Below are 22806 nucleotides of genomic sequence, written 5' to 3'. Positions count from 1 at the left end.
TGAGTCGCGAGCCGGGTTAGGCTCTCGCTATGCCTACGCTTGCCGGTCATCGCAATGTCGTTGTCACCCTGTCCGCAGCCACCAGTGTCGTTTTGCTGAGTGCGTGCTCCTCGCCCCAACACGCGTCGTCCGTCCCGGGTACCACGCCTGCCATCTGGACGGGATCACCCGCGCCGTCGGCAACCGCGGGAGCCGCGAGCGAGGGCAAGCGCAGCATTACGACCCATCTGCGCGCGCCCGACGGCACACAGGTCGCGACCGCGACGCTCGACTTCGCCAACGGCTACGCCACCATCACGATCGCGACGACCGGGGTGGGCCAGATCGCGCCCGGCTTCCACGGCGTGCACATCCACAAAGTCGGCAAGTGCGAGGCCAATTCGGTTGGCCCCACCGGCGGTGCGCCCGGCGACTTCCTGTCGGCGGGCGGCCACTTCCAAGCACCCGGCCACGCAGCCGAGCCTGCCAGCGGCGACCTCACCTCGCTGGAAGTTCGTAAAGACGGTGCCGGGACGTTGGTGACCACCACCGACGCCTTCGCCATGGAGGACCTGTTGACCGGTGAAAAGACCGCGATCATCATCCACGCGGGTGCGGACAACTTCGCCAACATCCCGCCGGAGCGATACAGCCAGACCAACGGGGCGCCGGGTCCGGACGCGATGACGATGAGCACTGGCGACGCCGGCAAGCGAGTGGCGTGCGGTGTCATTGGTGCCGGCTAACAGACCTCTCGCGCATATCGATTTCGCCCGGTCGCCGCGGCCGACGCTCGGCGTGGAGTGGGAGTTCGCCCTCGTCGACGCGCAGACCCGCGATCTGAGTAACGAGGCCACCTCCGTGATCGCCGAGATCGGCGAAAACCCGCGTGTGCACAAGGAATTGCTGCGTAACACCGTCGAGGTGGTCAGCGGCATCTGCGATTGCACCGGGCAGGCGATCGAGGATTTGCGCGAGACGTTGGGTCCCGCGCGTCAGATCGTCCGGGCCCGGGGCATGGAACTGTTCTGCGCCGGGGCACACCCGTTCGCGCAGTGGAGCACCCAGCAGCTCACCGATGCGCCCCGTTACGCCGAGCTGATCAAACGCACCCAGTGGTGGGGACGCCAGATGCTGATCTGGGGTGTGCACGTGCACGTGGGAATCTCCTCGGCGCACAAGGTGATGCCGATCATGACGTCACTGCTGCGCTACTACCCGCACCTGCTGGCGCTGTCGGCGTCGTCACCGTGGTGGACGGGTGTGGACACCGGTTACGCGAGCAACCGGGCCATGATGTTTCAGCAGTTGCCCACCGCCGGGCTGCCGTTCCAGTTTCAGACCTGGCCGGAATTCGAAGGTTTCGTCTACGACCAGAAGAAGACCGGCATCATCGACCACGTCGACGAAGTCCGTTGGGACATAAGGCCTTCGCCGCATCTGGGCACACTCGAGGTGCGAGTCTGCGACGGAGTGTCCAACCTGCGTGAGCTGAGCGCGCTGGTCGCGCTGACACATTGCCTGGTGGTCGACCTGGATCGCCGGCTGGAAGCCGACGAGACCTTGCCCACCATGCCGCCCTGGCACAACCAGGAGAACAAATGGCGCGCGGCGCGCTACGGCCTGGACGCGGTGATCATCCAGGACGCCGACAGCAACGAGCGCCTGGTCACCGACGACCTCGTCGATGTGCTGAACCGGTTGGAGCCGGTCGCCAAGTTGCTGCATTGCACCGACGAACTCGCGGCGGTGGAGGACATCTGGCGCCATGGTGCTTCCTATCAGCGACAGCGGCGGGTGGCCGAAGAGCACGACGGCGATCTGCGTGCAGTCGTCGATGCGTTGGTGGGAGAGCTGGAGATCTGATGGAGCTGGCGATGTTTCCGCTGGAGGCGGCGATGCTGCCGAACCAGGATCTGCCGTTGCGCATCTTCGAGCCACGCTTCGTCGCACTGGTGCGGCATTGCCTCGACACCGGCGAACCGTTCGGCGTGGTGCTGATCTCGCGTGGTCGCGAGGTCGGCGGCGGCGATTCGCGTTGCGACGTCGGCGTCCTGTGCACGATCGAGGATTGCGTCGAGCAGGGCGCAGAGCGGTACTCGGTGCGCTGCCGGACCGGCGAGCGGATTCGGGTGTCCGAGTGGCTGGCCGACGATCCCTACCCGCGGGCGTCGGTGCAGCCGTGGCCCGACGAACCCGGCGTCGCGGTCACCGTGGCGCAGCTCGTCGACATCGAAGACCGGATGATGGCCTTGTTCGAGCGGATCGCCGAGGCCCGCGGCACCATGCTGCCGGAGCGCGAGGCGCTGCTGGGCCCCGACGAAGCCGACGCGGGACAGCGGCTGTACACGTTGGCCACTCGTATCCCGATCGGCGCGGCCGATCGGTACTCGGTGCTCGCGGCGCCGTCGGCGGCCGACCGGCTTGCGGCACTGGGTGAGGCGGTCGACGCGATCGCCGAGATGGTGGAGTTCCAGTTGTCGGAGTAGGGGTGTGCTTTTCTATAGGGAAACTGATTGCGCGACTGGACGGTTGAGTGAAAGTACATCTGCAGGTAAACGGATCGCCCACCGGTGCGTCGGCGAGTGCGGCCGAGATCGCCGAGACCGGTGCCGACGGCCTGTTCACCTTCGAGGGCCAGCACGATGTGTTCTTTCCGCTGCTCATCGCGGCCAAAGAGACCAACCTGGACATCATGACCAATGTCGCGATCGCCGCGCCGCGCAGTCCGCTGCACATGGCGCACGCAGCCTACGATTTGCAGGTTTACAGCGGCGGCAAGTTCCGGCTCGGGCTGGGCTCGCAGATCAAGGTCCACATCGAAAAGCGCTACGGCAGCACCTGGCATCGGCCGGCCGCGCGGATGGCCGAAACCATCGCCGCAATCAAGGCGATCTTCGCGGCCTGGGAAGGCCAGTCCCCGTTGAACTTTCGCGGTGAGTTCTTCACCCACACCCTGATGGCACCTAACTTCAACCCTGGCCCCAACCCATTCGGGCCGCCGCCGGTGTTGATGGGGGCACTGGGCCCGATCATGACGCGCACCGCCGGCGAAGTCGCCGACGGCCTGTTGGTCATGCCGTTCAACAGCGCCCGTCACTTCGCCGACCGCACCGTCCCGGCGATCAACGAGGGACTGCGCCGTTCGCAGCGCTGCGCCAACGACTTTCAGGTGATCGCCCAGGCCATGGTCGCGGTCGGCAGCAACGAGGGGGACCTGGCGGCGGCGGTCGACGGCGTCGCGTCGCTGATCGCCTTCTACGGCTCCACACCGGCCTACCTGCCGGTGCTCGAGGTGGAGGGCTGGGCGGATGTCCAACCGGAGCTCAACGCGCTGTCCAAGCAGGGGCGCTTTGCCGAGATGCGTGCCCTGATCACCGACGACATGGTGGCCCGGATCGGAATCGTCGGGACACCTGAGCAATGCGCGCAGCAGATCGCGCAGCGGTTCGGCGATCACGTCGACGAAGTGTGTTGCTATTTTCCCTACTACACACCGGTCAACGCCGACCTGGCCGGCCTGATCGACGCCCTGCACCGAAGGCCCGCGCGACGATGAGCAGCGACGTGGTGGTCGACGTCGACGCGGGCGTGGCGGTGCTCACCCTCAATCGGCCCGAGCAGCTCAACGCCTACACCGCCGAGATGGGCGCGCTGCTGAGCCGGGCGTACCGGGAGTGCGACGAGAACGACGACGTCCGCGCCGTCGTGGTCACCGGGGCGGGCCGGGCCTTTTGCGCCGGCGCCGATTTCTCCGGCGGCGCAACGCCATTCGACAGCCCGCAAGACGTTGCGGGATTTTCCGCGTCGCCCATCGACCCGCCGGCCTTCGAATTGCGCAAACCGGTGATCGCCGCCGTCAACGGGCACGCCATCGGCATCGGGTTGACGATTGCGCTGCAGGCCGACATCCGCATCCTCGCCGAGGACGCCAAATACGGTGTGGTGCAGGTGCGCCGCGCAGTGATACCCGATTGCATGGCGCACTGGACATTGGCGCACCTGACCAATCTCGGTGTGGCGGCCGAGGTGCTGCTGACCGGGCGCACGTTCGACGGGCCCGAGGCCGTTGCGTACGGTATCGCGAATCGGGCGGTGCCCGCCGCGCAGGTGCTCGACGCCGCGCTGGAGATGGCCCGCGACATCGCGGTCAATGTGGCACCGATGTCGGCGGCGTTGTGTAAGCGGTTGTTGTGGGACAGCGCGATTCACGGCTATACGCCGCGACAGGTCGCGTCGCTGGAGACGCAGCTGCACCACCGGGTGATGGGCACCCCCGATGCGACCGAAGGAGTCGCCGCGTTCGTCGAGCGACGGGCCCCGCGGTTCGGCTCGCAGCTGTCCCGGGACTGGAAGGCGCTGCCGCAGCCGTGAGTGGTCGGGCGAAATGTAGCCCGGGTTATGTTATGGCACAGATCTTTTCGGAGAGCAGCCAGAATTCGGCCGCGCGCTGCTCGTCGCTCGCATACGGGGCAACGTTGTCGCTGATTCGGCAGTCTTCCAGGTACAGCGCACCGCGCTCGGCGAGCTCGGGACTTACCGCGGCCCACACCTGGGTGGCCGCACCCTGCTCGGGGGTGGAGAAGTCGAGACGGCCGTCGCTGGTCTGGCCGCGCTGTGCGCTGTTGTCCACGACGAGCTTGCGAAGGTCGGAGAAGTCCTCGCGTGACATGTATCGCGCCAGCGCGGTGGCAACGGTGCCGGGATGCACGGCGTAGGCGCGAATACCCAAGTCGCGCAACCGTCGATCAGCCTCGATCGCGTGCAGGACGTTCGCCGTCTTGGAGGCGCCGTACGCCACGAACTTGTCGTAGTCGCGATGCTCCCAGTTCGGATCGACGAAATCGACGTCGCCCATCACGTGGCCCCCGGAAGACAGGATCACCACTCGGGCGCCCCGCGCGGCCCTCAGCTGCGGGACCAGCAGTCGTGTCAACTCGAAGTGTCCGAAATGGTTTGTTCCGATTTGCAATTCGAACCCGTCCCGGGTTCGGCCGAGCGGGGTGAACATGACACCGGCGTTGTTCATCAATATGTGCACCGCCGGGGCGATGTCGCCGATCGCGCTGGCCGCCGCGCGGACGCTGGACAGCGCGGTGAGGTCGAGCTCGACAGCCGACGTCGTCGCGCCCGGTACTTCGTCGCGCACCCAGCGGGTGGTGTCGGCCAGGGCATCGCTGTTGCGGGCGGCCAGGATCACGTGGGCGCCCGCGGCGGCCAGCGCTCGTGCCGACTCCCGGCCCAGACCCGACGAGGCGCCGGTGATCACACATACCTTGCCGGACAGGTCGATTCCCTCGACGACTTGCATAGCGGTCCGGCGTTCGCTCATCGGCGGGTGTGCTGCCGTACTCGTCATCGCGCCAGCCTAGAACAAGGCTTCAGTCATGCCACCGCGGCGGCTTCGGCCTCGGCGAGAGCGGAATCGGCGCCGTGGCGTGGATTGACGACGCAGACGGTGGCGATCAGTGCGGCGATGAAGAACAGGGCCGCGGCGATCTGCAGCAACCGGGCGAAACTGGCATCGGTGAGTGTTCCCGCGGCGATCAGTCCGACGCTCGCCACGGAGGTCAGCGCCGAAGTCCGGCCCACCGCGTTTTGGATGGCCGCCGCGATCCCGCTGCGCGTCGCGTCAACCGAAGACAGGTTCAACGCGCCCAACGGCGTTGTGGTCAGTAGCAGTCCGATGGCCAGCACCGTCGTCCCGGGCAGCAGATGGGTGACGATGTTGAATCCGGCACCGGGCCGGATCAGCAGCAGTCCCAGTCCGGCGAGGATCGGGCCCGCCGTCAGGAACACGTGGGGTCCGATGCGCGCGGCCAAACCGCCGATGCGCTTGGCGAACAGAAACGACAGGATCGGGTTGGGCAGGGTGGCCAAGGCCGCGACGGTCGCGCAGTAGCCCGCGACCTCCTGGGTGTAGAGCGCGACGGCGAGGGAGGCCATCGCGATGGCGCCGTAGACGAAGGCGGTGACCAGGTTGGCGGCGGCGAAGTTACGGACCGTGAACAGGCGCAGCGGTATGAGTGGGTGCGGGGCACGCCGTTGCCAGCCGACGAACGCCAGCAGTGCCGCGATCCCAACGATCAGCGTGGCGATGATGCGCCCCGACCAGCCGTGCTGACCGGCCTCGATCAGTGCATCAACGGTGGCGGCCAGCCCGATCGCGGCCAACACCGCCCCGCGGACATCGAGGCTGGCGCGGTGGGTCGGTCGCGGCACCGGGCACAACCAGAACGTCAAGGCGAAACCGATGACGATCGGGACGGCCGACAGCGCGTAGATCCATCGCCAGCTCAGCAGGTCCACCGCCAGACCGCCCAGCAGCGGACCGATCGCGAAGGCGGTGCCGGTCCAGCCCGTCCAGGCTCCGATGGCTCGGTGACGGTCCGTGGGGGCGAACGTGGAGTTGATCATCGCCAGCGACCCGGGCACCAAAAAGGCCGCCCCCAGACCTTGGATGACACGGCCCGCGATCAGCATCACCGGCGAGGCCGCGCCGGCCGCCAGCACCGAGCCGGCCCCGAAGGTGGCCAGCCCGAAACGCATGACCGGCACTCGGCCGAACAGATCGGAGATGGAACCGCCCGGCAGGATCGCGGCCGCCAGGGCCAGCAGGTAGCCGTCGACGACCCATTGCTGCAAGCACAGCCCGCCGCCGAGTTCGCGCTCGGTGGCCGGCAGTGCCAGGTTCACCACGGTGCTGTCGAGGAAGGCCACCATCGACACCATGACCGCCACCACCATGACCCGGGTGGTGGGCGCCGTCTCGCGCAGTTTCGCGAGCCATCGTGCCTGGGGTGCCGGTCGCATCGCCGCGCGAGACGGCTGGGTCACGAGCACGACGGCCTCGCGGGGCGGTTGCTCATCCGAGTCCTCCTCGAGGCACGCCGGAACGTGTTGGGCCGGCGGCCTCTTCAGCATGATGTATGCGAAGTGGTTACGGACCAGCGCTGTGAAACGTTCAGGCCGAACTCATACGACCGCCGCTCGGCGTGCATCGGGCTCGGCGGCGCGCTGCATCAGCCGCGGTGCCACGGCCCGATGCATCGGGGCGATCACTGCCCAGACCATGCGTGCGGACAGTCTGCGGCGATAGTGCACTCGCGTGGTGAGCGTGGCCCGCCGACCGTCCTGGCGCCGCAGCGTCAGCTCCCCGCGCATCAGCGGACCGCGTGCGGTCAGCACGAGCTCGTCAGGATCCGAATGCCCGATCTGCCAGCCGATCAGGTGATCGGTCGAGGAATCCCCGTCCAGCTGAAATCGCAAGACGTGGCGGTGGATCCACGACACCGCGCCGCCACCGCGTTGCTTGCCGAGTGCGTCACGGAACATCTGTTCGGCGGTGCGCGTGTCGTCGGGTGTGATCGGGACCTCGAAGACGTCCGTGTAGTCGGATGCGGTCTTGCCGCTCTCGTTCTTCTCGCGCAGTGCCGCGGCCGCAATGCGTTTCAGCGTCCCGCGCGTCACCACCCGGTGTGCGCCGGTGCCGATGACCAGGGCGCGATAGATCCTTCCGTGCACCCCCGGGAAGGCTGCCCACGTGGTCGCGCGCATTCGGGTGCGGCGCGCGGCTTCGGCTTCCAGCTCGAACACCCACCGGTACGCCGCGAACGGGTGGCGGCCCGCGAGTGCGAAGCGTTCGGGCTCGCGGGCTTCGTCGAGCACGAATCCGATTGGCACGCCGGCCGGGTCGTGCGGATCGCGACACATCACCCGCAACAGCGCCGACCACGTGTCTGACCGATCCGCGTCGATGGTTATGGCATGCTCATCGATATAGAGTAATCGTTCCATATAGAAGGAATGTACTAGATCATGGCACCTCCGCGGAAGCATGAAACCGATGTGATCCTCGACGCGGCCCGAGCGCTGGTGCTAGACGGCGGACCGCGCGCGGCCAGTGTCGCGGCGATCGCGAAATCCAGCGGCGCGCCGGCCGGCACGTTGTATCACCGCTTCGGCAACCGCGACGGCATCCTGACCGCGGCGTGGTTGCGCGCGCTGCAACGCTTCCAGTCCCGGGCGATGTCCGCAGTTGCCGCCACCCCGACAGAAGTCGCGGTGGCGATGGCAGTGTCCGCGATCGGCTTCGCGCGCGAACTCCCGGCGGACGCGCGGCTGTTGCTGACCATCCGTCCGGCCGACCTGCTCGACGACGAGCCCGACGCGCAATTCCAGGAGACGGTGGCCGCGATGAATGCACCGCTGATCGAGCGGGTCGGCGTGCTGGCCCGAGAATTGTACGGGCGCAAGGATTCCCGGTCTGTTGACGCTGTCTCGCGCGCGATCGTCGACCTGCCCTATGCCGTCGTCCGGCGACACGCGCGCGACGATCCGATGCCGTCCTGGCTGGAGGCCGATGTCGCGGTGTCGGTGCGCGCGGTGCTAGAAAGCTTTGGCGAACGCGCGTAGCGACGCCACCTGGACGGGATCCAGGGACGGCCGTACGGTTTTGCGGGCCGCCTCGAGGTCGGCGGCGGTGACGTCGGCGGCGTCGATGGAACGCCGCATCGCCGTGAGCGCGGCCTCGCGCAGCAGGGCCACGCAGTCGGCCGCGCTGTACCCGTCGAGTTCGGCGGCGATGTCGTCAAGATTGACATCCGCGCTCAGCGGGATGGATTTGGCCGCAGTGCGCAGGATTTCGCGACGGGCGGCCGCGTCGGGCGGCTCGACGAACACCAGCCGCTCCAGGCGGCCCGGGCGCAGCAGCGCGGGATCGATCAGATCGGGCCGGTTGGTCGCGCCCAGGACCACGACGTCGCGCAGCGGGTCGATGCCGTCGAGCTCGGTCAGCAACGCGGCCACCACCCGATCGGTGACGCCCGAGTCGAAGCTTTGCCCACGCCGGGGTGCCAGCGCGTCCACCTCATCGAGGAAGACCAGCGACGGCGCCGAATCCCTTGCCCGCCGGAATAATTCACGGACCGCCTTCTCCGAGGCGCCCACCCACTTGTCCATCAGCTCGGAGCCCTTGACCGCATGCACGCTCAGCTGCCCGGTGCTGGCCAGCGCCCGGACCACGAACGTCTTGCCGCAGCCCGGTGGCCCGTAGAGCAGCACGCCGCGTGGCGGATCGACGCCCAGCCGCGCGAAGGTGTCGGGATGTTGCAGCGGCCACAGCACCGCTTCGGTCAGCGCCTGTTTGGCTTCGACCATGTCGCCGACGTCGTCTAGCGTCACGTTTCCGACGGTCAGTTCCTCGCTGGCCGAACGGGACAGTGGCCGGATGACCGTCAGCGCGCCCACCAGATCGTCTTGATGCAGTGTCGGCGCCCGGCCTTCGGCGCTGGCGCGCGACGCCGCCCGCAGCGCCGCCTCGCGGACCAGCGCGGCCAGGTCGGCGGCAACGAAACCCGGTGTACGGCCCGCGATTTCATCCAGGTTCAGCTCGCCGGTCGGGACGGATTTCAGCAGTGTCTCCAGCAGCGCCTTGCGGGTCGCGCCGTCGGGCAGTGTCAGGCCGAGCTCCCGGTCGCACAGGTCCGGAGAGCGCAGCCGCGGATCGAGCTGGTCGGGCAGCGCGGACGTGGCGATCAGGGCCACGCCATCGGTGGCCACCGCGGTGCGCAGCTCGGCGAGGATCAGGGCGGCCACCGGCTCGGCGGTCGCCGGCAGCAGCGCGTCGGCGTCGGTGATCAGCAGCACGCCGCCGCCACCGCGAATCCCGGTCACCGCGGCGGCCACCGTCTTGAGCCGGTCGTCGGCCGCCAGCGCGCCTACTTCGGGCCCGTCGAGCCGGATCAGCCTGCGGCCGGCACACACCGCCCGGACCATCGTCGTCTTGCCGACTCCGGCCGGGCCCGACACCAGCACGCCCAAATTAGTAGTGGCGCCAAGGGTTTTCAGCAGGTGGGGCTCGTCGAGCGCCAGCTTGAGCCATTCGCTGAGCTTGCCGGCCTGCACTTGGGAACCCTTGAGATCGTCGACTCCGATGGCGGGATCGGCAGCGGCGACCGGTTCCGGCCGGGCCGCGGCGGCGCCGACCGGAATCCCGTCGCCCCAGGAGACCAACGAGTTCGGTTGCACACTCACCGGCCCGTCGGGGTCCACGCCGGTGACGGTGAGCAACTCCGAGGTCCAGCTGATCCCGACCGCCGACGCCAACGCCCGGCTGGCCGCTGACGTCGAGGTGCCGGGCCCGAGGTCGCGGGGCAGCAGCGATACCGCGTCACCCACGGTCATCACCTTGCCGAGCAGAGCCTGTCGCAGCGTGGCTGAGGTAATCGATTGGATGGCAAGCGAAGAACCGCTCAGCGTCACCGATCGCGCGCCGTACACCGTGACCGCGCTGACGATCACCGCGGTGCCCTCGCGCAGGCCCGCGTTGGACAGCGTCACGTCATCGAGCAGCACCGTACTCACCGGGATCGCCTGATCGGCGAGCCCCGCCACCGCCGCGGTGGTTCGTGACCCCGTCAGCGATACCGCATCCCACTCCCGAATGCCAAGGGCAGCAACAGCATTCGGGTGCATTCGGATGACGCCGCGGCGCGAGTCGACGGCTGAGGTGTTCAGCCGGGCGGTCAGCGTCAGGTGTCCGGACCCCGCGCCGGGATCCGTCATGGCAAGCGTCCACCTGGCTTACGCAGGCCCAGCCGCGCCATCGATCGTCCGCCGGGTCGTCCCAGCCGGACAATCGGGCGCCGGTGGGGCTGTGCGCGGCGGTTGGCTCGCCGCACGGCGCGCTGTTGCTCAGGCTTTTCGCCCCATACCTCGGGGTGCGCGGCCAGCCAGCGCTGGTTGCGCACCGCGAAGGGAACGTGGCACAGGTAGGCGACGATGATGACCCAGATCAGGACGTAAGGAGCCAGCACCGCGGCCGCCGCGCAGATCGCGAGGATGGCCAGCAGCGGCGCCGCCCAGTTCGGTGGCACCGCCGCGGCGTGCATCTTGCGCATCGGGATCTTGCTGATCATCAACATCGACGTCCCGGTGATCCAGAGGCAGAGGAATACCGTCGACGACCACCAGCCATCGCCGAACTGCAGCTTGAGCCCGATCAGGCCGATCATCGAGATCGCACCGGCCGGCGCCGGCATTCCGACGAAGAACTCGTGCGCGTAGGCGGGCTTGGATCCGTCGTCCTGCAACGCATTGAACCTGGCCAGCCGCAGCACGACGCAGACCGCGTACAGCAGCACCACGATCCAGCCGGCCGGCGACGTCGACAACAGCGTCACGTAGAGCACGATCGCCGGAGTCACCCCGAAGTTCACCGCGTCGGCCAGCGAGTCGATCTCCTCACCCATGCGCGACTGCGCGTCCAGGATGCGGGCCACCCGGCCGTCCAGTCCGTCGAGAATGGCCGCCGCGGCGATCAGCGCCATCGCCGCCTTCGGCTGATGTTCGAGCGCGAACTTGATCGATGTCAGACCCGCGCAGATCGACAGCACCGTCATCGCACTGGGCAGGATCTGCAGGTTGACCGCCCGGCCCCGAATCTTGTTGCTCATCGCAGATCGGCCAATACCGTCTCGCCGGCCACCGCACGCTGGCCGACCGCGACGATCGGCAGGCTGCCCGGCGGCAGGTAGGTGTCCAACCGCGAGCCGAATCGGATCAGGCCGTAGGTCTCACCAATTGACAGCTTGTCCCCGACGTGCGCGTCGCAGACGATGCGGCGCGCGACCAGCCCGGCGATCTGCACCGCGACCACCTCGGCGCCACTGTCGGTCCGGATCCGCACGCTGGTGCGCTCGTTCTCGTCGCTCGCCGACTGCAGGTCGGCCGACCCGAATCGGCCGGGGCGGTGCTGTACGGCGATCACCTCGCCGCCGACCGGGGCGCGTTGCACGTGGGCGTCCAGGATCGACAGGAAAATGCTGACCCGCGGTAGCGGCGCGTCGCCCATGCTCAATTCCGCGGGCGGGGCCGCGGAGTCCACCAGGCAGACGACGCCGTCGGCGGGGGCGACCACGACGCCCTGGCGCGTCGGCGGCACCCTGGGGGGGTGCCGGAAGAACGCCGCGCAGGCTCCCGCGGCCAGCAGGCCGACCCGGCGCGGCCACCGGTGGTGGCGACCGACGAGCGCGAGGGCCAAGCCGGCGGAGATGAACGGCAGCCCCGCGGGATGCACCGGCGGCACGGTTTCGCACACCAGCTGCAGCATGTGCCGTGGGCTGACGGTCGGGCCCTGGTAGGACAGGCCTTCGTCGGCGGACTGGCGGGGGCGTCGTGCCACCCGCGTCATCTTACGGAGCCCGGGTGGCGGCCCGCTTCGTGTGGGCCAGCAATGGAAGCATTGGTCTTTCACGCGCCTAGGGGGTGTCCGAATCTCGACTCGATCGCAGACTCGTGACCGCGCGGCGACGCGGCTGCGCCGCGCAAAAACAACCGTCACCATCGTCTTCACGGCTCACGCGGTGCTGGCCTCGGCCTGGGTCGCGTATATCCCGCAAGTCAAAGCACAGCTCGGGCTGTCCAATGCGGCGCTGGGCACCGCTCTGTTCGGTGTGCCGCTCGGTTCGGTGGCCGCCATGATCTTTTGTCATTGGGCACTGCCCCGGTGGGGCAGCCACCGGCTGGTGCCCGCCACTCTCGTCAGCTACGCACTTGCCGGACCGGCCATCGGGCTGGCTTCCGGTGAGCTGCCGCTGTTCTTGGCGCTGACGGTGTGGGGTGTCTTTCAGGGTGCGCTGGACGTCGCGATGAACACCCAGGCCGGCACCGTCGAGCGACTCGCCCGGGCGCCGATCATGGCCCGCTTCCATGGCATGTGGAGCAGCGGCGGACTGCTCGGAGCCAGCACTGGGGCGGCGTGTGTGGGAGCCGGAGTCGGCCTTGCCTCGCTGCTGGTGGCGGTGGGGGTGGTCGCGCTGGTTGTCGCGGTACCGTTCCTGCGTTACCTGGTACCGGATCAGGCAACGGCCGACGGTTCGGATACGTTCTCCGCCAAGCGCTTTGGCTTGACGGTCACCGTCGCCGTGCTGGCGTTGGTGTCGTTCGCGTCATTCCTGTCCGAGGGTGCCGCGGCCGACTGGTCGGCCACCTACTCGCGCAACGTCGTGGGGGCCAGCCCGGGCGTCGCCGCGCTGAGCTACGCCGCGTACACGTTGCTGATGGTCGTCACCCGGCTGGGCGCCACCCGTCTGCAGGCGCGGCTCTCGGCGCGCCGGCTGCTGCCGGCTCTAGCGGTATTCGCGGCGATCGCGATGTGCGTGACGCTGGCGCTGGGCAACCCCATCGTCACGGTGATCGGGTTCGCCTGCCTGGGCGCCGGGGTGGCGCTGTTGGTGCCCACCGCGTTCAGCTCCGCCTACTCGGCCGGCAACGCCGGCTCGGCCATCACGATCGTGGCCGCCAGCGGCTGGCTGGGTTACCTGCTCGGACCGCCGTTGATCGGCCATCTCGCCGACTGGATCGGGTTGTCGGCGGCATTGGCTACCATTCCGGTGATGGTTTGCGTGGCCGCAATCGCGATCCGCTGCACCTCCGCGTTCAACGCCGCCGACGAGTTCCACCGGCAGGCTTAGCTCAGATCCCAGACCTGCAGCTCTGTTCCGGCGGACACTTCCACGACATCCTCGGGGACGTCCAGCAGGGCGTTCGCGGAAGCCAGCCACCGCAGATGGTGCGAGGCCGGTGGGCCGTAGCTGAGCACGCTGCCATTGGCGGTGTCGAGAATCGCGCGCCGGAACTGGCGCTTACCTTTCGGCGAGGTCAGCGACTCGGCGAGCACCGCGGGCCGGCGCGGCCGGTGCGGATCCGGCAGGCCCATCGCCGTGCGCAGCGCGGGACGGATGAACACCTCGAAGGACACCAGCGCGCTGACCGGGTTGCCGGGCAGGGTGACGATCGTGGTGCCGGCCACCCGCCCGATGCCCTGCGGCATTCCGGGTTGCATTGCCACCTTGACGAATGCCACCCCTTCACCGCCTTGCATGCCGTCCGGGCCGAACGCGTCCTTGACGACCTCGTAGGCGCCGGCGCTGACTCCGCCGCTGGTGATGATCAGGTCGACTTTGTTTTCAGGGGCCGCGTGCTTGTCCAGAATCGAGCTGAACTGCGCGACATCGTCTTCGGCGGTCGCGACGGCGATCACGTCGGCGCCCGCCTCACGCACGGCCCCGGCCAGCATGATCGAGTTGGACTCGTAGATCTGCCCGGGCTGCAGCGGGGTGCCCGGCGCCACCAGCTCCGTCCCGGTCGAGATCACCAGCACGCGCTGTCGCGGGATCACCGGCAGCCCCGGCAATCCCAGCGCCGCGGCCAGGCCCAGCACCGCCGGCGTGACGACCTGACCCTTGCGCAGCACGGTGGTGCCCGGCGCCACGTCTTCGCCCGCCCGGCGAATGTGCTTGCCCGGCTCCGCGTGTGCATGGATCGCCACCGAGTCCACCCCGCCGTCGGTGTTCTCCACCGGCACAACGCCCGTCGCCCCGGCCGGCATCGGCGCGCCGGTCATGATGCGGTGCGCGGTTGCGGGTCGCAGCGTCAACTGATCGGTGCGCCCGGCCGGAATGTCCTCGGCGACCGGCAAGACCACCGGCCGATCGGGTGTGGCGCCCTCGGTCTCCTCGGCGCGCACCGCGTATCCGTCCATCGCGGAGTTGTCGAAAACCGGCAGCGCCAGCTCGGCAACCACGTCATCTGCCAGAACCAGGCCCTGCGCCTGCGTCAGTGGCACCGTCACGGCGGGGCGGGCGCCGATCATGGCAGCTACGACGCGCTGATGTTCCTCGACTGACCGCACCCGGCCATTATCGGCCTGCCGGATTCCGCAGCTGGTACTGCCCGCCTCGGGGTGCGCCGACGTAGAGTCGAGAACGTGATTACCGGGTTGGCCCACACCGGCGTGTGCGTACCGGATTGTGAGGCCGCAGTGGCCTTTTACCGTGACGTATTGGGCCTGCGTGTGCTGTCGCCGCCGTATGTGATGGGCGGTAACGCCATTCGCAACGACATGGGTGAGCTGGTGGCCGATCCCACGATGAAGGCCGCGATCGTCGGCTTCGGCGACGGCAGCGATCGCGTCCTCGAGGTGATCGAGTACCTCAACGTCGACGGCGGGGATCAGCGGGCCGCTGCGGCCCTCACCGATCACGGGCTCTCGCACGTCGGGCTGATCTGTGCGGATCTCGAGGCCACCCGCGCCGAGCTCGAGGGCAAGGGCGTCCGGTTTTTGGTCAGCGGCATCGCCGACGTCGCGCGAGTGCGTACCAGCTGGTTCGTCGATCCGTGGGGTGTGGTGTTCATCCTGGTGGAGAAGAGCCGGCCCGAGCGACCCTACTTCGCGCAATGGGACTGAAGCCGCGCGTCGGGGTCATTGGCGCGGGCGCCGGTGGCATCGCGATGGGAATCCAGCTCGCCGAGGGCGGCTACGACTTCACCATCTTCGACCGCGCCGACGGATTCGGCGGTACCTGGCGGCACAACACTTTTCCCGGGGCGGCCTGCGATGTGCCGTCGCATCTGTACTCGTACTCGTTCGCGCTGAACCCGCGCTGGAGCAAGACCTACGCGAACCAGCCCGAGATCCTGGCCTACCTGGAACGGGTGGCCACCCAGTACGGGCTGGGCCCGCACCTGCGGCCCCACACCTCGATCACCACCGTGCGGTGGTCGGACAGCCGCCGGCGCTGGACGCTCGTCACCGGCGACGGCGATGAGCACGAGTTCGACGCCGTGGTCAGCGCCGTCGGAATGCTCGACGTGCCCAACATTCCGGATATCCCTGGGGCGCAACGGTTTCGTGGCAGGCAATTCCACTCCGCGCGGTGGGATCACAGCAAGTCGACGGCAGGTGAGCGGGTCGCGTCCATCGGCACGGGCGCCAGCGCGATCCAGTATGTTCCGGCGATCGCCCCGAAAACCGCACATCTCACCGTGTTTCAGCGAACCCCGATCTGGATCTCGCCCCGATTCGATTTTCCGTTCACGCCGGAACAACACGCGGAGTTCGAACGCGATCCGGCGGCCGTGCAGAAGCTGCGCGACGAGGCATTCGACGCCTACGAGTCGTCCAGCTTCGACGTCGATGCGAATCAGACACGCGAGGCCACCGAGCTCGCCCGCAGTTACCTGATGCGCAAGGTCGCCGATCCCGCGCTGCGCGCCAAGCTGACGCCGGACTACCCGGTGGGCTGCAAGCGGCCGCTGATGTCGCGCGAGTGGTACCCGACGTTCGGATTGCCGAACGTCAGCCTGGAAACCGGCGCGATCACCGAGATCACCGAGCGCGGGGTGCGCACCGCCGACGGCGTCGAGCACCGCGTCGACACCATCATCTACGGCACCGGCTTCAAAGCCGCCGACTACCTTGCCAGCATCGACGTGTACGGAAGCGGCGGCCGTGCGCTGAGCGACGACTGGAGTGACGGCGCGCAAGCCTACCTCGGCACCCTGATCGCCGGATATCCGAACTTCTTTACGCTCTACGGCCCCAACACGAACGGCGTCAACTCGATCATCTACATCCACGAGGCGCAGACGACCTTCATCCGTCAGATGCTCGACGTGATGGGTGATCGCGGGGCGCACACCATCGAGGTCACCCGGGATGCACAGCGCCGCTACAACGACGAGATTCAGGCCGCGATGCAGGGCAAGGTCTGGCTGGCCTGTACCAACTATTTTCGCCATCCCAGCGGCAAGGTTGTCACCCAGCTGCCCTACAGCGGGCGGACCTTCTTCGAGCGCACCCGCACGATGGTGGACGAGGACTACGAGCTGCGCGGGTAACCTACCCGAGCACCGGCAGCAGCAGCCGCGATGACGATCGAACGGTGTTGACCGTGCTGGTCCCGACGGGCGCATGCCGGAAGTCCATGATGGCCGGAACGTCGGGATTCTGGTCGTCGCTGGTGAGTGTCAACCGGATACGGTGCCCGCGGCGAAATCTTCGGGCGTTGGGCAGCAAGGGGATTCGGTACACGACGTCCGCACCGATCGGTATTCCGACTGCGGTCCGGCACGGTAGCACCGGCGCGCCGGGTCGGCTGGCATCTTCGTCGACCTCACGCAGGCTGGCCCGAAGCCAACCACTGGTGAGATGCTCGACAGTCGAGCCGTCTTCGGCGATGTCGGACACGGTCACGATCCATCCGGTGTCCAGCGCCGTCGCCGAGGCGACCAGTCGCAGTTCGATGTTGCCCGCCACATCCAAGTCTTCGTCCAGCGGCGCGGTGGTCCAGGTCAGCAGCGACGGCGGATCGATCTCACTCGGCTTGGCGCGGTTGAGTCCTGTTCCCAGGGACCAGTATTCGCGGCTGCCCGGTTCGCCCTCGTCGACGGCGAGACCTGCGTCGGCGCGCAAAGCGAACTCGACATGTGAGCTGTCGAGCGGAGGCCATGATTCCTGCGCCTTCCACTCCTCGGCCACGGGCAGGAAGTAGCGGAACGCGGGACCCTCGAGAATTCCGGTGTCCTGTCCCTTGAGCCAATGGTCATACCACGCGAGCGCTTCGATGTGCATGCTCTCCCATGGCCAGGTGAGCCCGTATTTGCCGAGCATCGCGACCCGGACGCAAGGGCTCTTGGTCAGGTTGCGCAGCGTGGAAAAGGTCGACGGCAGGTGCAGCGGCACGTTCTCCCAATCGCATCCCAAATAGACTGGTATATCGATGTTTTCGAGCAGCCCAGTCAGGTCGCGTTCGTCCCACCATTCGTCGCGTATCGGATGTCTGACGACGGCGTTCTGCCACAGCTCGTCCCATGGCCGCGGCGGATGGGGCAGTTTCATCAGCAGGTTAAGCATGCCATTGGCCGATTCGCCGTTCATCGTGGCGAACTTCTTGTGTATCGGCGCCAGATTCAGCAGGCGGCGGCCAATGGCGAAAGGAGTGCTTCGGTAGAACCGGTCACTCTTCGGCGCGGTCAGCCCGAGCATCGACAAGAACGAACTGACGAATTTCGTACTGGGTAGACCGTGGTGCGTCGCGCCATCGTAGAGATCGCTGGTGACGGCGAACGGAAAGATGGCCTTGAGATGTGGGGGCCGCTCGACGGCGGCCTCGAGTTGGGTCATGGCGAAGTAGCTGATGCCCAGCATGCCGACATTGCCGTCACACCAGGGTTGTTCGGCGACCCATTCGATCACGTCGTGCATGTCGCGGCGCTCTTGGCTGTCGAAGAAGCCGAAAGTCCCACCGGAGCCGCCGGTTCCGCGCAGGTTCACGATGATGTGGACATAGCCCCGCGGCACCCAGAAGTCGGTGGCGCCCGCCTCGATGAAGCCGGCCGGGGCGCCGAGGTCTTGTATCTGCCGCGCGTAGGGCGATGCGGCCACCAGTGCCGGAAACGGCCCGTCGGCGTCCGGGCGGTAGATGTCGGCGATCAACTCGATGCCGTCGCGCATCGGGATCTTGACGTTGAGGTGCCGACGCGTGCCGTACTTCGGCTCGCTCAGGTTGCGGAATTCGCGCCCCGAGGTCTGTGGTCCGTTCAGCCGGCGCTGGCCCGGCTCGATTCCGGCGACGCGCTTCGAGGTGATGACCATGGCCTGCTCTCCTGTTTTTCACGGATCGTTGAAACTATCCTCACGCTACGGTGAAACTAGTCTCAACGCAACAGGAAATTCACGCCCTGGTGAAACTTGACGTGAAGAAGGCGCTAACGGCTGGCGCGTCAGACCCAGAAGTTGTCGTGCCGGACGAACCACTCGCTGCGTTCGTCGTCGGTCATGTCGGCCAGCGCGCCAAAACCTTCGAAGTACTTCTCCCGCGGCGCCCCGGGCGCGAACAGCATCAGGATCGACGCGGGTTCGTCGGCCTCGTTGCGGAAGCCGTGGATTCCGCCCGGCGGGACATAGAGGAAATCGTGTGCGCGGCCGTCGACCCACTCGGTGCCGTCGTAGAGCTTGATCGTCCCGGACAGCACGAAGAAGGCCTCGGACATGGCCCGGTGATAGTGCGCCGGGGGCCCGCCGCCGGCCGGGGCGATATCGACCCGGTACAGGCCGTAGTCGCCGTCGGTGGCCTGCTGATTGGCCAGGTAGTGGTAGTTGACCCCGGCTGTCTCGTAATCCGGTGGCGCGTCACCTCGTTTGAGCCAGGCGCTGACTTCCGGCTGGTCGGCGGTGTAGCGGGGCGGTGGATACGGCGGCACGACGAGGGACATGGAATCCAGCCTGCCACTTAGCATCGCGAGAGTGGAGCTCCCCGGAAGGCGTGCGAGTAGCGCGCCCGGCTGCTACGGGCAGTTGCTCGATCTGCCCTAATCGACGGGGTAGACCACCCCGGTGAGGTCCTCGGAGACCGTCCACAACCGGCGCTGCATATCGACGTCATGTGACTTCTCGCTGGACGCGACGATCTTTGGGTAGCCGCGGGTTTCGGCGAAACCGTCGGGTCCGTAGTACTGGCCGCCGAGCACGCCGGGATCGGTTGCGGCACGCAGCGTCGGCAGCGCGCCCATCGCCGCGTCCTGCGCGATCACGTTGAAGAACACGTTGACGAGCGGCCGGAACGACGCGGGCGTGTAGCGGCCCAGCTCGGTGTTCGACCCGCCGGGGTGGGCGGCGGCGGCGATCGTCGTCCCGCGCGGCGCCAGCCGTCGCTGCAGTTCGTAGGTGAACAGCAGGTTGGCCAGCTTGGCCTGTCCGTACGCCGCGACGCGGTTGTAGCGGCGCTCCCACTGCAGGTCGTCGAAGTGGATGTCGGCGAGGATGCGATGGCCCATGCTGCTGACGGTCACGACCCGAGAGCCGGCGACGGGCAGCAGCCGGTCCAGCAGCAGGCCGGTGAGCGCGAAGTGGCCGAGGTGGTTGGTGCCGAACTGCATCTCGAAGCCGTCTTTGGTGGTTTCCTTCGGCGTGTACATGACGCCGGCGTTGTTGATCAGCAGGTCGATGCGGTCGTGCGCGGAGCGCAGCTGCTCGGCCGCCGCGCGGATGGAGTCCAGCGACGCCAGGTCCAGTTCCTGCAGGGCGACGTCCGCGTGCGGGCTCTTCGCGGTGATCCGTGCGGCGGCGTCCTTGCCCTTGTCGAGATTGCGCACCGCGAGCACTACGTGGGCGCCCCGCTCGGCGAGCGCGGCGGCGGTTTCGTAGCCCAGGCCGGTGTTGGCTCCGGTGATGACGGCGACGCGGCCCTTCTGGTCGGGAATGTCCGCTGCTGTCCACTTGGCCATGGCAAGCTCCTTTACGAGTAAATTAAACGGGGCGAGCGCTCCGGTTGTTTCGTACTATACGGAACGTGCGCCCCGCTTTGTCAACCGATGGGTGGTGAATAGATGGCGCAGCCTGACCGTCGGTTGCGTGCCGACGCGGCCCGCAACCGGGCGCGGGTGCTGGAAGTCGCCTATGACACCTTCGCGGCCGAGGGCCTGTCGGTGCCCATCGACGAGATCGCCCGTCGGGCCGGCGTCGGGGCCGGCACCGTCTACCGGCACTTCCCGACCAAGGAAGCACTGTTCCAGGCGGTCATCGAGGACCGCATGCAGCACCTCGTCGACGAGGGGCACGCCCTGCTGGAATCCGCCGGACCGGGCGAGGCGCTGTTCGCCTACCTGCGGTCGCTGGTGCTGCGGTGGGGCGCGGCGGATCGCGGCCTGGTGGACGCGCTGGCCGGTTTCGGCATCGACATCGCTGCCGCCGCGCCGGACGCCGAGGACGCCTTCCTGGCGATGCTCGACGAGCTGCTGCGCGCCGCGCAGCGGGCGGGCACGGCGCGGCCGGACATCGGCGTGCGCGAAGTGAAGACGATCATGGTCGGATGTCAGGCCATGGAGGCCTACAACGCGGAGTTGGCCGAGCGGGTCACCGACGTCGTCGTCGACGGTTTACGCGCTGAGCGATAGCCCTCGACAACCGCGGCCCCGTTCTTGCACTCGGCATAGGCGAGTGCTAAGAATGACGTTGGCACTCGCAGTGTGCGAGTGCTAGGTCGGGACGGTGAGGCCAGCTCTGGTCGTCCGTCGCGGGCACTGCGCCCGGCCAGCGTAAGTAACGGGGTTGCCGCCATCCGGTGGCCTCCGTTTCATTCCCAATCCGGAGGAATCACTTCGCAATGGCCAAGACAATTGCGTACGACGAAGAGGCCCGTCGCGGCCTCGAGCGGGGTCTTAACGCCCTCGCCGACGCGGTAAAGGTGACGTTGGGGCCCAAGGGTCGCAACGTCGTCCTGGAGAAGAAGTGGGGCGCTCCCACGATCACCAACGATGGTGTGTCCATCGCCAAGGAGATCGAGCTGGAGGACCCCTACGAGAAGATCGGCGCCGAGCTGGTCAAGGAAGTCGCCAAGAAGACCGACGACGTCGCCGGTGACGGCACGACGACGGCCACGGTGCTGGCTCAGGCGCTCGTCAAAGAGGGCCTGCGCAACGTCGCGGCCGGCGCCAACCCGCTGGGCCTCAAGCGCGGCATCGAGAAGGCCGTCGAGAAGGTCACCGAGACCCTGCTGAAGTCGGCCAAGGACGTCGAGACCAAGGAGCAGATCGCTGCGACCGCGGGCATCTCGGCGGGCGACCAGTCGATCGGTGACCTGATCGCCGAGGCGATGGACAAGGTCGGCAACGAGGGTGTCATCACCGTCGAGGAGTCCAACACCTTCGGCCTGCAGCTCGAGCTCACCGAGGGCATGCGGTTCGACAAGGGCTACATCTCGGGCTACTTCGTCACCGACGCCGAGCGTCAGGAAGCGGTCCTGGAGGACCCCTACATCCTGCTGGTCAGCTCCAAGGTGTCGACCGTCAAGGACCTGCTCCCGCTGCTGGAGAAGGTCATTCAGGGCGGCAAGCCGCTGCTGATCATCGCCGAGGACGTCGAGGGCGAGGCGCTGTCCACCCTGGTCGTGAACAAGATCCGCGGCACCTTCAAGTCGGTGGCGGTCAAGGCCCCCGGCTTCGGTGACCGCCGCAAGGCGATGCTGCAGGACATGGCCATCCTCACCGGTGGCCAGGTCGTCAGCGAAGAGGTCGGCCTCTCCCTCGAGACCGCCGACATCTCGCTGCTCGGTAAGGCCCGCAAGGTCGTGATCACCAAGGACGAGACCACCATCGTCGAGGGCGCCGGTGACACCGACGCCATCGCCGGCCGGGTGGCCCAGATCCGTGCCGAGATCGAGAACAGCGACTCCGACTACGACCGCGAGAAGCTGCAGGAGCGCCTGGCCAAGCTGGCCGGCGGTGTTGCGGTGATCAAGGCCGGAGCTGCCACCGAGGTCGAGCTCAAGGAGCGCAAGCACCGTATCGAGGACGCGGTGCGCAACGCGAAGGCCGCCGTCGAGGAGGGCATCGTCGCCGGTGGTGGCGTGGCCCTGCTGCAGTCGGCCCCGGCCCTGGACGAGCTCAAGCTCAAGGGCGACGAGGCCACCGGTGCCAACATCGTCCGCGTGGCGCTCGAGGCTCCGCTGAAGCAGATCGCCTTCAACTCCGGGCTGGAGCCCGGCGTTGTCGCCGAGAAGGTCCGCAACTCGAAGGCCGGCACCGGCCTGAACGCGGCCACCGGCGAGTACGAGGACCTGCTGAAGGCCGGCGTGGCCGACCCGGTCAAGGTGACCCGTTCGGCGCTGCAGAACGCCGCGTCCATCGCGGGGCTGTTCCTGACCACCGAGGCCGTCGTGGCCGACAAGCCGGAGAAGGCCGCCGCCCCGGTGGGCGACCCGACCGGTGGCATGGGCGGTATGGACTTCTAAGTCCCTGAGTACGAAGAAGCCCGGTTCCCTTGGGGGCCGGGCTTTTTCGTGTGTCAGGGCTGCTCGAGACGTAGGCAGTCGTCCGCCCCACCCGTTCCGGCGGGCCGCCTGCCATGTTTTGCCCGCCTCCGAGCGACAAATCGCTGTGAGGCGGGCAAGTCGGCCATCGTCCCGGTCTCATCCCGTCGGGGCATCTTTCCGCATTTTGGGTACTGATCTATCCAAGGTTCGGACAGTTGAGTACGAAGGGGGC

General features: G+C 67.7%; 21 protein-coding genes. 11 read left to right on the top strand and 10 right to left on the bottom strand.

Features of this window, described 5'->3' with window-relative positions; translation table 11 throughout:
* Window positions 1-29 precede the first annotated feature (29 nt).
* The 5 genes from AAHS21_RS02195 to AAHS21_RS02175 are packed head-to-tail and all read left to right on the top strand — an operon-like array spanning window position 30 to window position 4353.
* Window positions 30-725, top strand: a complete 696-nt coding sequence (locus AAHS21_RS02195; protein WP_342926072.1) for a superoxide dismutase family protein — start codon at window positions 30-32, stop codon at window positions 723-725.
* A complete protein-coding gene (locus tag AAHS21_RS02190) occupies window positions 715-1845 on the top strand; it encodes a glutamate--cysteine ligase (protein ID WP_342926071.1) in 1131 nt (376 codons plus the stop codon). The genes AAHS21_RS02195 and AAHS21_RS02190 overlap by 11 nt, the downstream gene beginning before the upstream one ends.
* Window positions 1845-2468, top strand: coding sequence for an LON peptidase substrate-binding domain-containing protein (locus AAHS21_RS02185; protein WP_342926070.1), 624 nt, complete (start codon window positions 1845-1847; stop codon window positions 2466-2468). Before AAHS21_RS02190 ends, AAHS21_RS02185 begins: the two co-directional genes overlap by 1 nt.
* 47 nt (window positions 2469-2515) lie before the next feature.
* The gene (locus tag AAHS21_RS02180; RefSeq protein WP_342926069.1) at window positions 2516-3538 is read left to right on the top strand and encodes a TIGR03617 family F420-dependent LLM class oxidoreductase; all 1023 of its coding nucleotides are present in this window, start codon (window positions 2516-2518) and stop codon (window positions 3536-3538) included.
* On the top strand, window positions 3535-4353 hold the full coding sequence (locus AAHS21_RS02175) for an enoyl-CoA hydratase-related protein (protein WP_342926068.1): 819 nt from the start codon (window positions 3535-3537) through the stop codon (window positions 4351-4353). The genes AAHS21_RS02180 and AAHS21_RS02175 overlap by 4 nt, the downstream gene beginning before the upstream one ends.
* Window positions 4354-4378: 25 nt before the next feature.
* Here the strand turns inward: AAHS21_RS02175 and AAHS21_RS02170 are convergent, their stop codons facing one another.
* The 3 genes from AAHS21_RS02170 to AAHS21_RS02160 are packed head-to-tail and all read right to left on the bottom strand — an operon-like array spanning window position 4379 to window position 7776.
* On the bottom strand, window positions 4379-5311 hold the full coding sequence (locus AAHS21_RS02170) for an SDR family NAD(P)-dependent oxidoreductase (RefSeq protein ID WP_342926542.1): 933 nt from the start codon (window positions 5309-5311) through the stop codon (window positions 4379-4381).
* Between the two features lie 53 nt (window positions 5312-5364).
* Window positions 5365-6903 (bottom strand): MFS transporter, encoded by a 1539-nt coding sequence (locus AAHS21_RS02165; protein WP_342926067.1) that lies wholly within the window; start codon window positions 6901-6903, stop codon window positions 5365-5367.
* Window positions 6904-6954: 51 nt separating this feature from the next.
* Window positions 6955-7776, bottom strand: a complete 822-nt coding sequence (locus tag AAHS21_RS02160; RefSeq protein ID WP_342926066.1) for a DUF2867 domain-containing protein — start codon at window positions 7774-7776, stop codon at window positions 6955-6957.
* A gap of 21 nt (window positions 7777-7797) precedes the next feature.
* On the opposite strand from AAHS21_RS02160, the gene AAHS21_RS02155 reads away from it, so the two are divergent.
* Window positions 7798-8394, top strand: a complete 597-nt coding sequence (locus AAHS21_RS02155) for a helix-turn-helix domain-containing protein (RefSeq protein ID WP_342926065.1) — start codon at window positions 7798-7800, stop codon at window positions 8392-8394.
* Here the strand turns inward: AAHS21_RS02155 and AAHS21_RS02150 are convergent.
* From AAHS21_RS02150 to AAHS21_RS02140, 3 genes are read right to left on the bottom strand one after another with little or no spacing between them, the layout of a single operon-like run.
* Window positions 8368-10545: an AAA family ATPase gene (locus tag AAHS21_RS02150; RefSeq protein ID WP_342926064.1), complete on the bottom strand. Its 2178-nt coding sequence runs from the start codon at window positions 10543-10545 to the stop codon at window positions 8368-8370. The two genes, AAHS21_RS02155 and AAHS21_RS02150, sit on opposite strands and share 27 nt — an antisense overlap.
* Window positions 10542-11435 carry a CDP-diacylglycerol--serine O-phosphatidyltransferase gene (gene pssA, locus AAHS21_RS02145; RefSeq protein ID WP_342926063.1) on the bottom strand — a complete coding sequence of 298 codons (894 nt, stop codon included), beginning with the start codon at window positions 11433-11435 and terminating at the stop codon, window positions 10542-10544. The genes AAHS21_RS02150 and pssA overlap by 4 nt, the downstream gene beginning before the upstream one ends.
* Complete coding sequence (locus AAHS21_RS02140) at window positions 11432-12163, bottom strand: phosphatidylserine decarboxylase (RefSeq protein ID WP_342926062.1); 732 nt, start codon at window positions 12161-12163, stop codon at window positions 11432-11434. The genes pssA and AAHS21_RS02140 overlap by 4 nt, the downstream gene beginning before the upstream one ends.
* A 133-nt stretch (window positions 12164-12296) precedes the next feature.
* Here AAHS21_RS02140 and AAHS21_RS02135 point away from each other — a divergent pair, with 133 nt between their 5' ends.
* A complete protein-coding gene (locus tag AAHS21_RS02135) occupies window positions 12297-13454 on the top strand; it encodes an MFS transporter (protein ID WP_342926541.1) in 1158 nt (385 codons plus the stop codon).
* On the opposite strand, the gene glp is transcribed toward AAHS21_RS02135, so the two are convergent.
* Window positions 13451-14674: a gephyrin-like molybdotransferase Glp gene (glp, locus tag AAHS21_RS02130; protein WP_342926061.1), complete on the bottom strand. Its 1224-nt coding sequence runs from the start codon at window positions 14672-14674 to the stop codon at window positions 13451-13453. The two genes, AAHS21_RS02135 and glp, sit on opposite strands and share 4 nt — an antisense overlap.
* 75 nt (window positions 14675-14749) lie before the next feature.
* On the opposite strand from glp, the gene AAHS21_RS02125 reads away from it, so the two are divergent.
* Window positions 14750-15229, top strand: a complete 480-nt coding sequence (locus AAHS21_RS02125) for a VOC family protein (protein ID WP_342926060.1) — start codon at window positions 14750-14752, stop codon at window positions 15227-15229.
* Window positions 15220-16662, top strand: a complete 1443-nt coding sequence (locus AAHS21_RS02120; RefSeq protein WP_342926059.1) for an NAD(P)/FAD-dependent oxidoreductase — start codon at window positions 15220-15222, stop codon at window positions 16660-16662. The genes AAHS21_RS02125 and AAHS21_RS02120 overlap by 10 nt, the downstream gene beginning before the upstream one ends.
* Window position 16663: 1 nt before the next feature.
* Here AAHS21_RS02120 and AAHS21_RS02115 read toward each other — a convergent pair whose 3' ends face one another.
* The 3 genes from AAHS21_RS02115 to AAHS21_RS02105 all read right to left on the bottom strand — a co-directional run bounded on the left by AAHS21_RS02115 (window position 16664) and on the right by AAHS21_RS02105 (window position 20049).
* On the bottom strand, window positions 16664-18418 hold the full coding sequence (locus AAHS21_RS02115; protein ID WP_342926058.1) for a CocE/NonD family hydrolase: 1755 nt from the start codon (window positions 18416-18418) through the stop codon (window positions 16664-16666).
* A 128-nt stretch (window positions 18419-18546) separates the two neighbouring features.
* Window positions 18547-19038 carry a cupin domain-containing protein gene (locus AAHS21_RS02110; protein WP_342926057.1) on the bottom strand — a complete coding sequence of 164 codons (492 nt, stop codon included), beginning with the start codon at window positions 19036-19038 and terminating at the stop codon, window positions 18547-18549.
* 96 nt (window positions 19039-19134) lie between these two features.
* Window positions 19135-20049, bottom strand: coding sequence for an SDR family NAD(P)-dependent oxidoreductase (locus AAHS21_RS02105; RefSeq protein WP_342926056.1), 915 nt, complete (start codon window positions 20047-20049; stop codon window positions 19135-19137).
* 102 nt (window positions 20050-20151) lie between these two features.
* Between AAHS21_RS02105 and AAHS21_RS02100 the strand changes: the two genes are divergently transcribed.
* A complete protein-coding gene (locus AAHS21_RS02100; RefSeq protein WP_342926055.1) occupies window positions 20152-20718 on the top strand; it encodes a helix-turn-helix domain-containing protein in 567 nt (188 codons plus the stop codon).
* Between the two features lie 209 nt (window positions 20719-20927).
* A complete protein-coding gene (groL, locus tag AAHS21_RS02095; RefSeq protein ID WP_096284390.1) occupies window positions 20928-22553 on the top strand; it encodes a chaperonin GroEL in 1626 nt (541 codons plus the stop codon).
* Window positions 22554-22806 lie beyond the last annotated feature (253 nt).

The sequence above is a fragment of the Mycobacterium sp. 050272 genome (assembly GCF_039023525.1).
Taxonomy (GTDB): Bacteria; Actinomycetota; Actinomycetes; order Mycobacteriales; family Mycobacteriaceae; genus Mycobacterium.
This window is presented reverse-complemented; position numbering and strand designations above follow the sequence as displayed.

What these genes read in the sequence shown, in the direction of transcription:
- AAHS21_RS02195 (WP_342926072.1), top strand. Translation starts at nt 30, where the DNA reads ATGCCTACGCTTGCCGGTCATCGCAATGTCGTTGTCACCCTGTCCGCA.
- AAHS21_RS02185 (WP_342926070.1), top strand. Translation starts at nt 1,845, where the DNA reads ATGGAGCTGGCGATGTTTCCGCTGGAGGCGGCGATGCTGCCGAACCAG.
- AAHS21_RS02175 (WP_342926068.1), top strand. Translation starts at nt 3,535, where the DNA reads ATGAGCAGCGACGTGGTGGTCGACGTCGACGCGGGCGTGGCGGTGCTC.
- AAHS21_RS02170 (WP_342926542.1), bottom strand. Translation starts at nt 5,311, where the DNA reads ATGAGCGAACGCCGGACCGCTATGCAAGTCGTCGAGGGAATCGACCTG.
- AAHS21_RS02165 (WP_342926067.1), bottom strand. Translation starts at nt 6,903, where the DNA reads ATGCTGAAGAGGCCGCCGGCCCAACACGTTCCGGCGTGCCTCGAGGAG.
- AAHS21_RS02160 (WP_342926066.1), bottom strand. Translation starts at nt 7,776, where the DNA reads ATGGAACGATTACTCTATATCGATGAGCATGCCATAACCATCGACGCG.
- AAHS21_RS02155 (WP_342926065.1), top strand. Translation starts at nt 7,798, where the DNA reads ATGGCACCTCCGCGGAAGCATGAAACCGATGTGATCCTCGACGCGGCC.
- AAHS21_RS02150 (WP_342926064.1), bottom strand. Translation starts at nt 10,545, where the DNA reads ATGACGGATCCCGGCGCGGGGTCCGGACACCTGACGCTGACCGCCCGG.
- pssA (WP_342926063.1), bottom strand. Translation starts at nt 11,435, where the DNA reads ATGAGCAACAAGATTCGGGGCCGGGCGGTCAACCTGCAGATCCTGCCC.
- AAHS21_RS02120 (WP_342926059.1), top strand. Translation starts at nt 15,220, where the DNA reads ATGGGACTGAAGCCGCGCGTCGGGGTCATTGGCGCGGGCGCCGGTGGC.
- AAHS21_RS02115 (WP_342926058.1), bottom strand. Translation starts at nt 18,418, where the DNA reads ATGGTCATCACCTCGAAGCGCGTCGCCGGAATCGAGCCGGGCCAGCGC.
- AAHS21_RS02110 (WP_342926057.1), bottom strand. Translation starts at nt 19,038, where the DNA reads ATGTCCCTCGTCGTGCCGCCGTATCCACCGCCCCGCTACACCGCCGAC.
- AAHS21_RS02105 (WP_342926056.1), bottom strand. Translation starts at nt 20,049, where the DNA reads ATGGCCAAGTGGACAGCAGCGGACATTCCCGACCAGAAGGGCCGCGTC.
- AAHS21_RS02100 (WP_342926055.1), top strand. Translation starts at nt 20,152, where the DNA reads ATGGCGCAGCCTGACCGTCGGTTGCGTGCCGACGCGGCCCGCAACCGG.
- groL (WP_096284390.1), top strand. Translation starts at nt 20,928, where the DNA reads ATGGCCAAGACAATTGCGTACGACGAAGAGGCCCGTCGCGGCCTCGAG.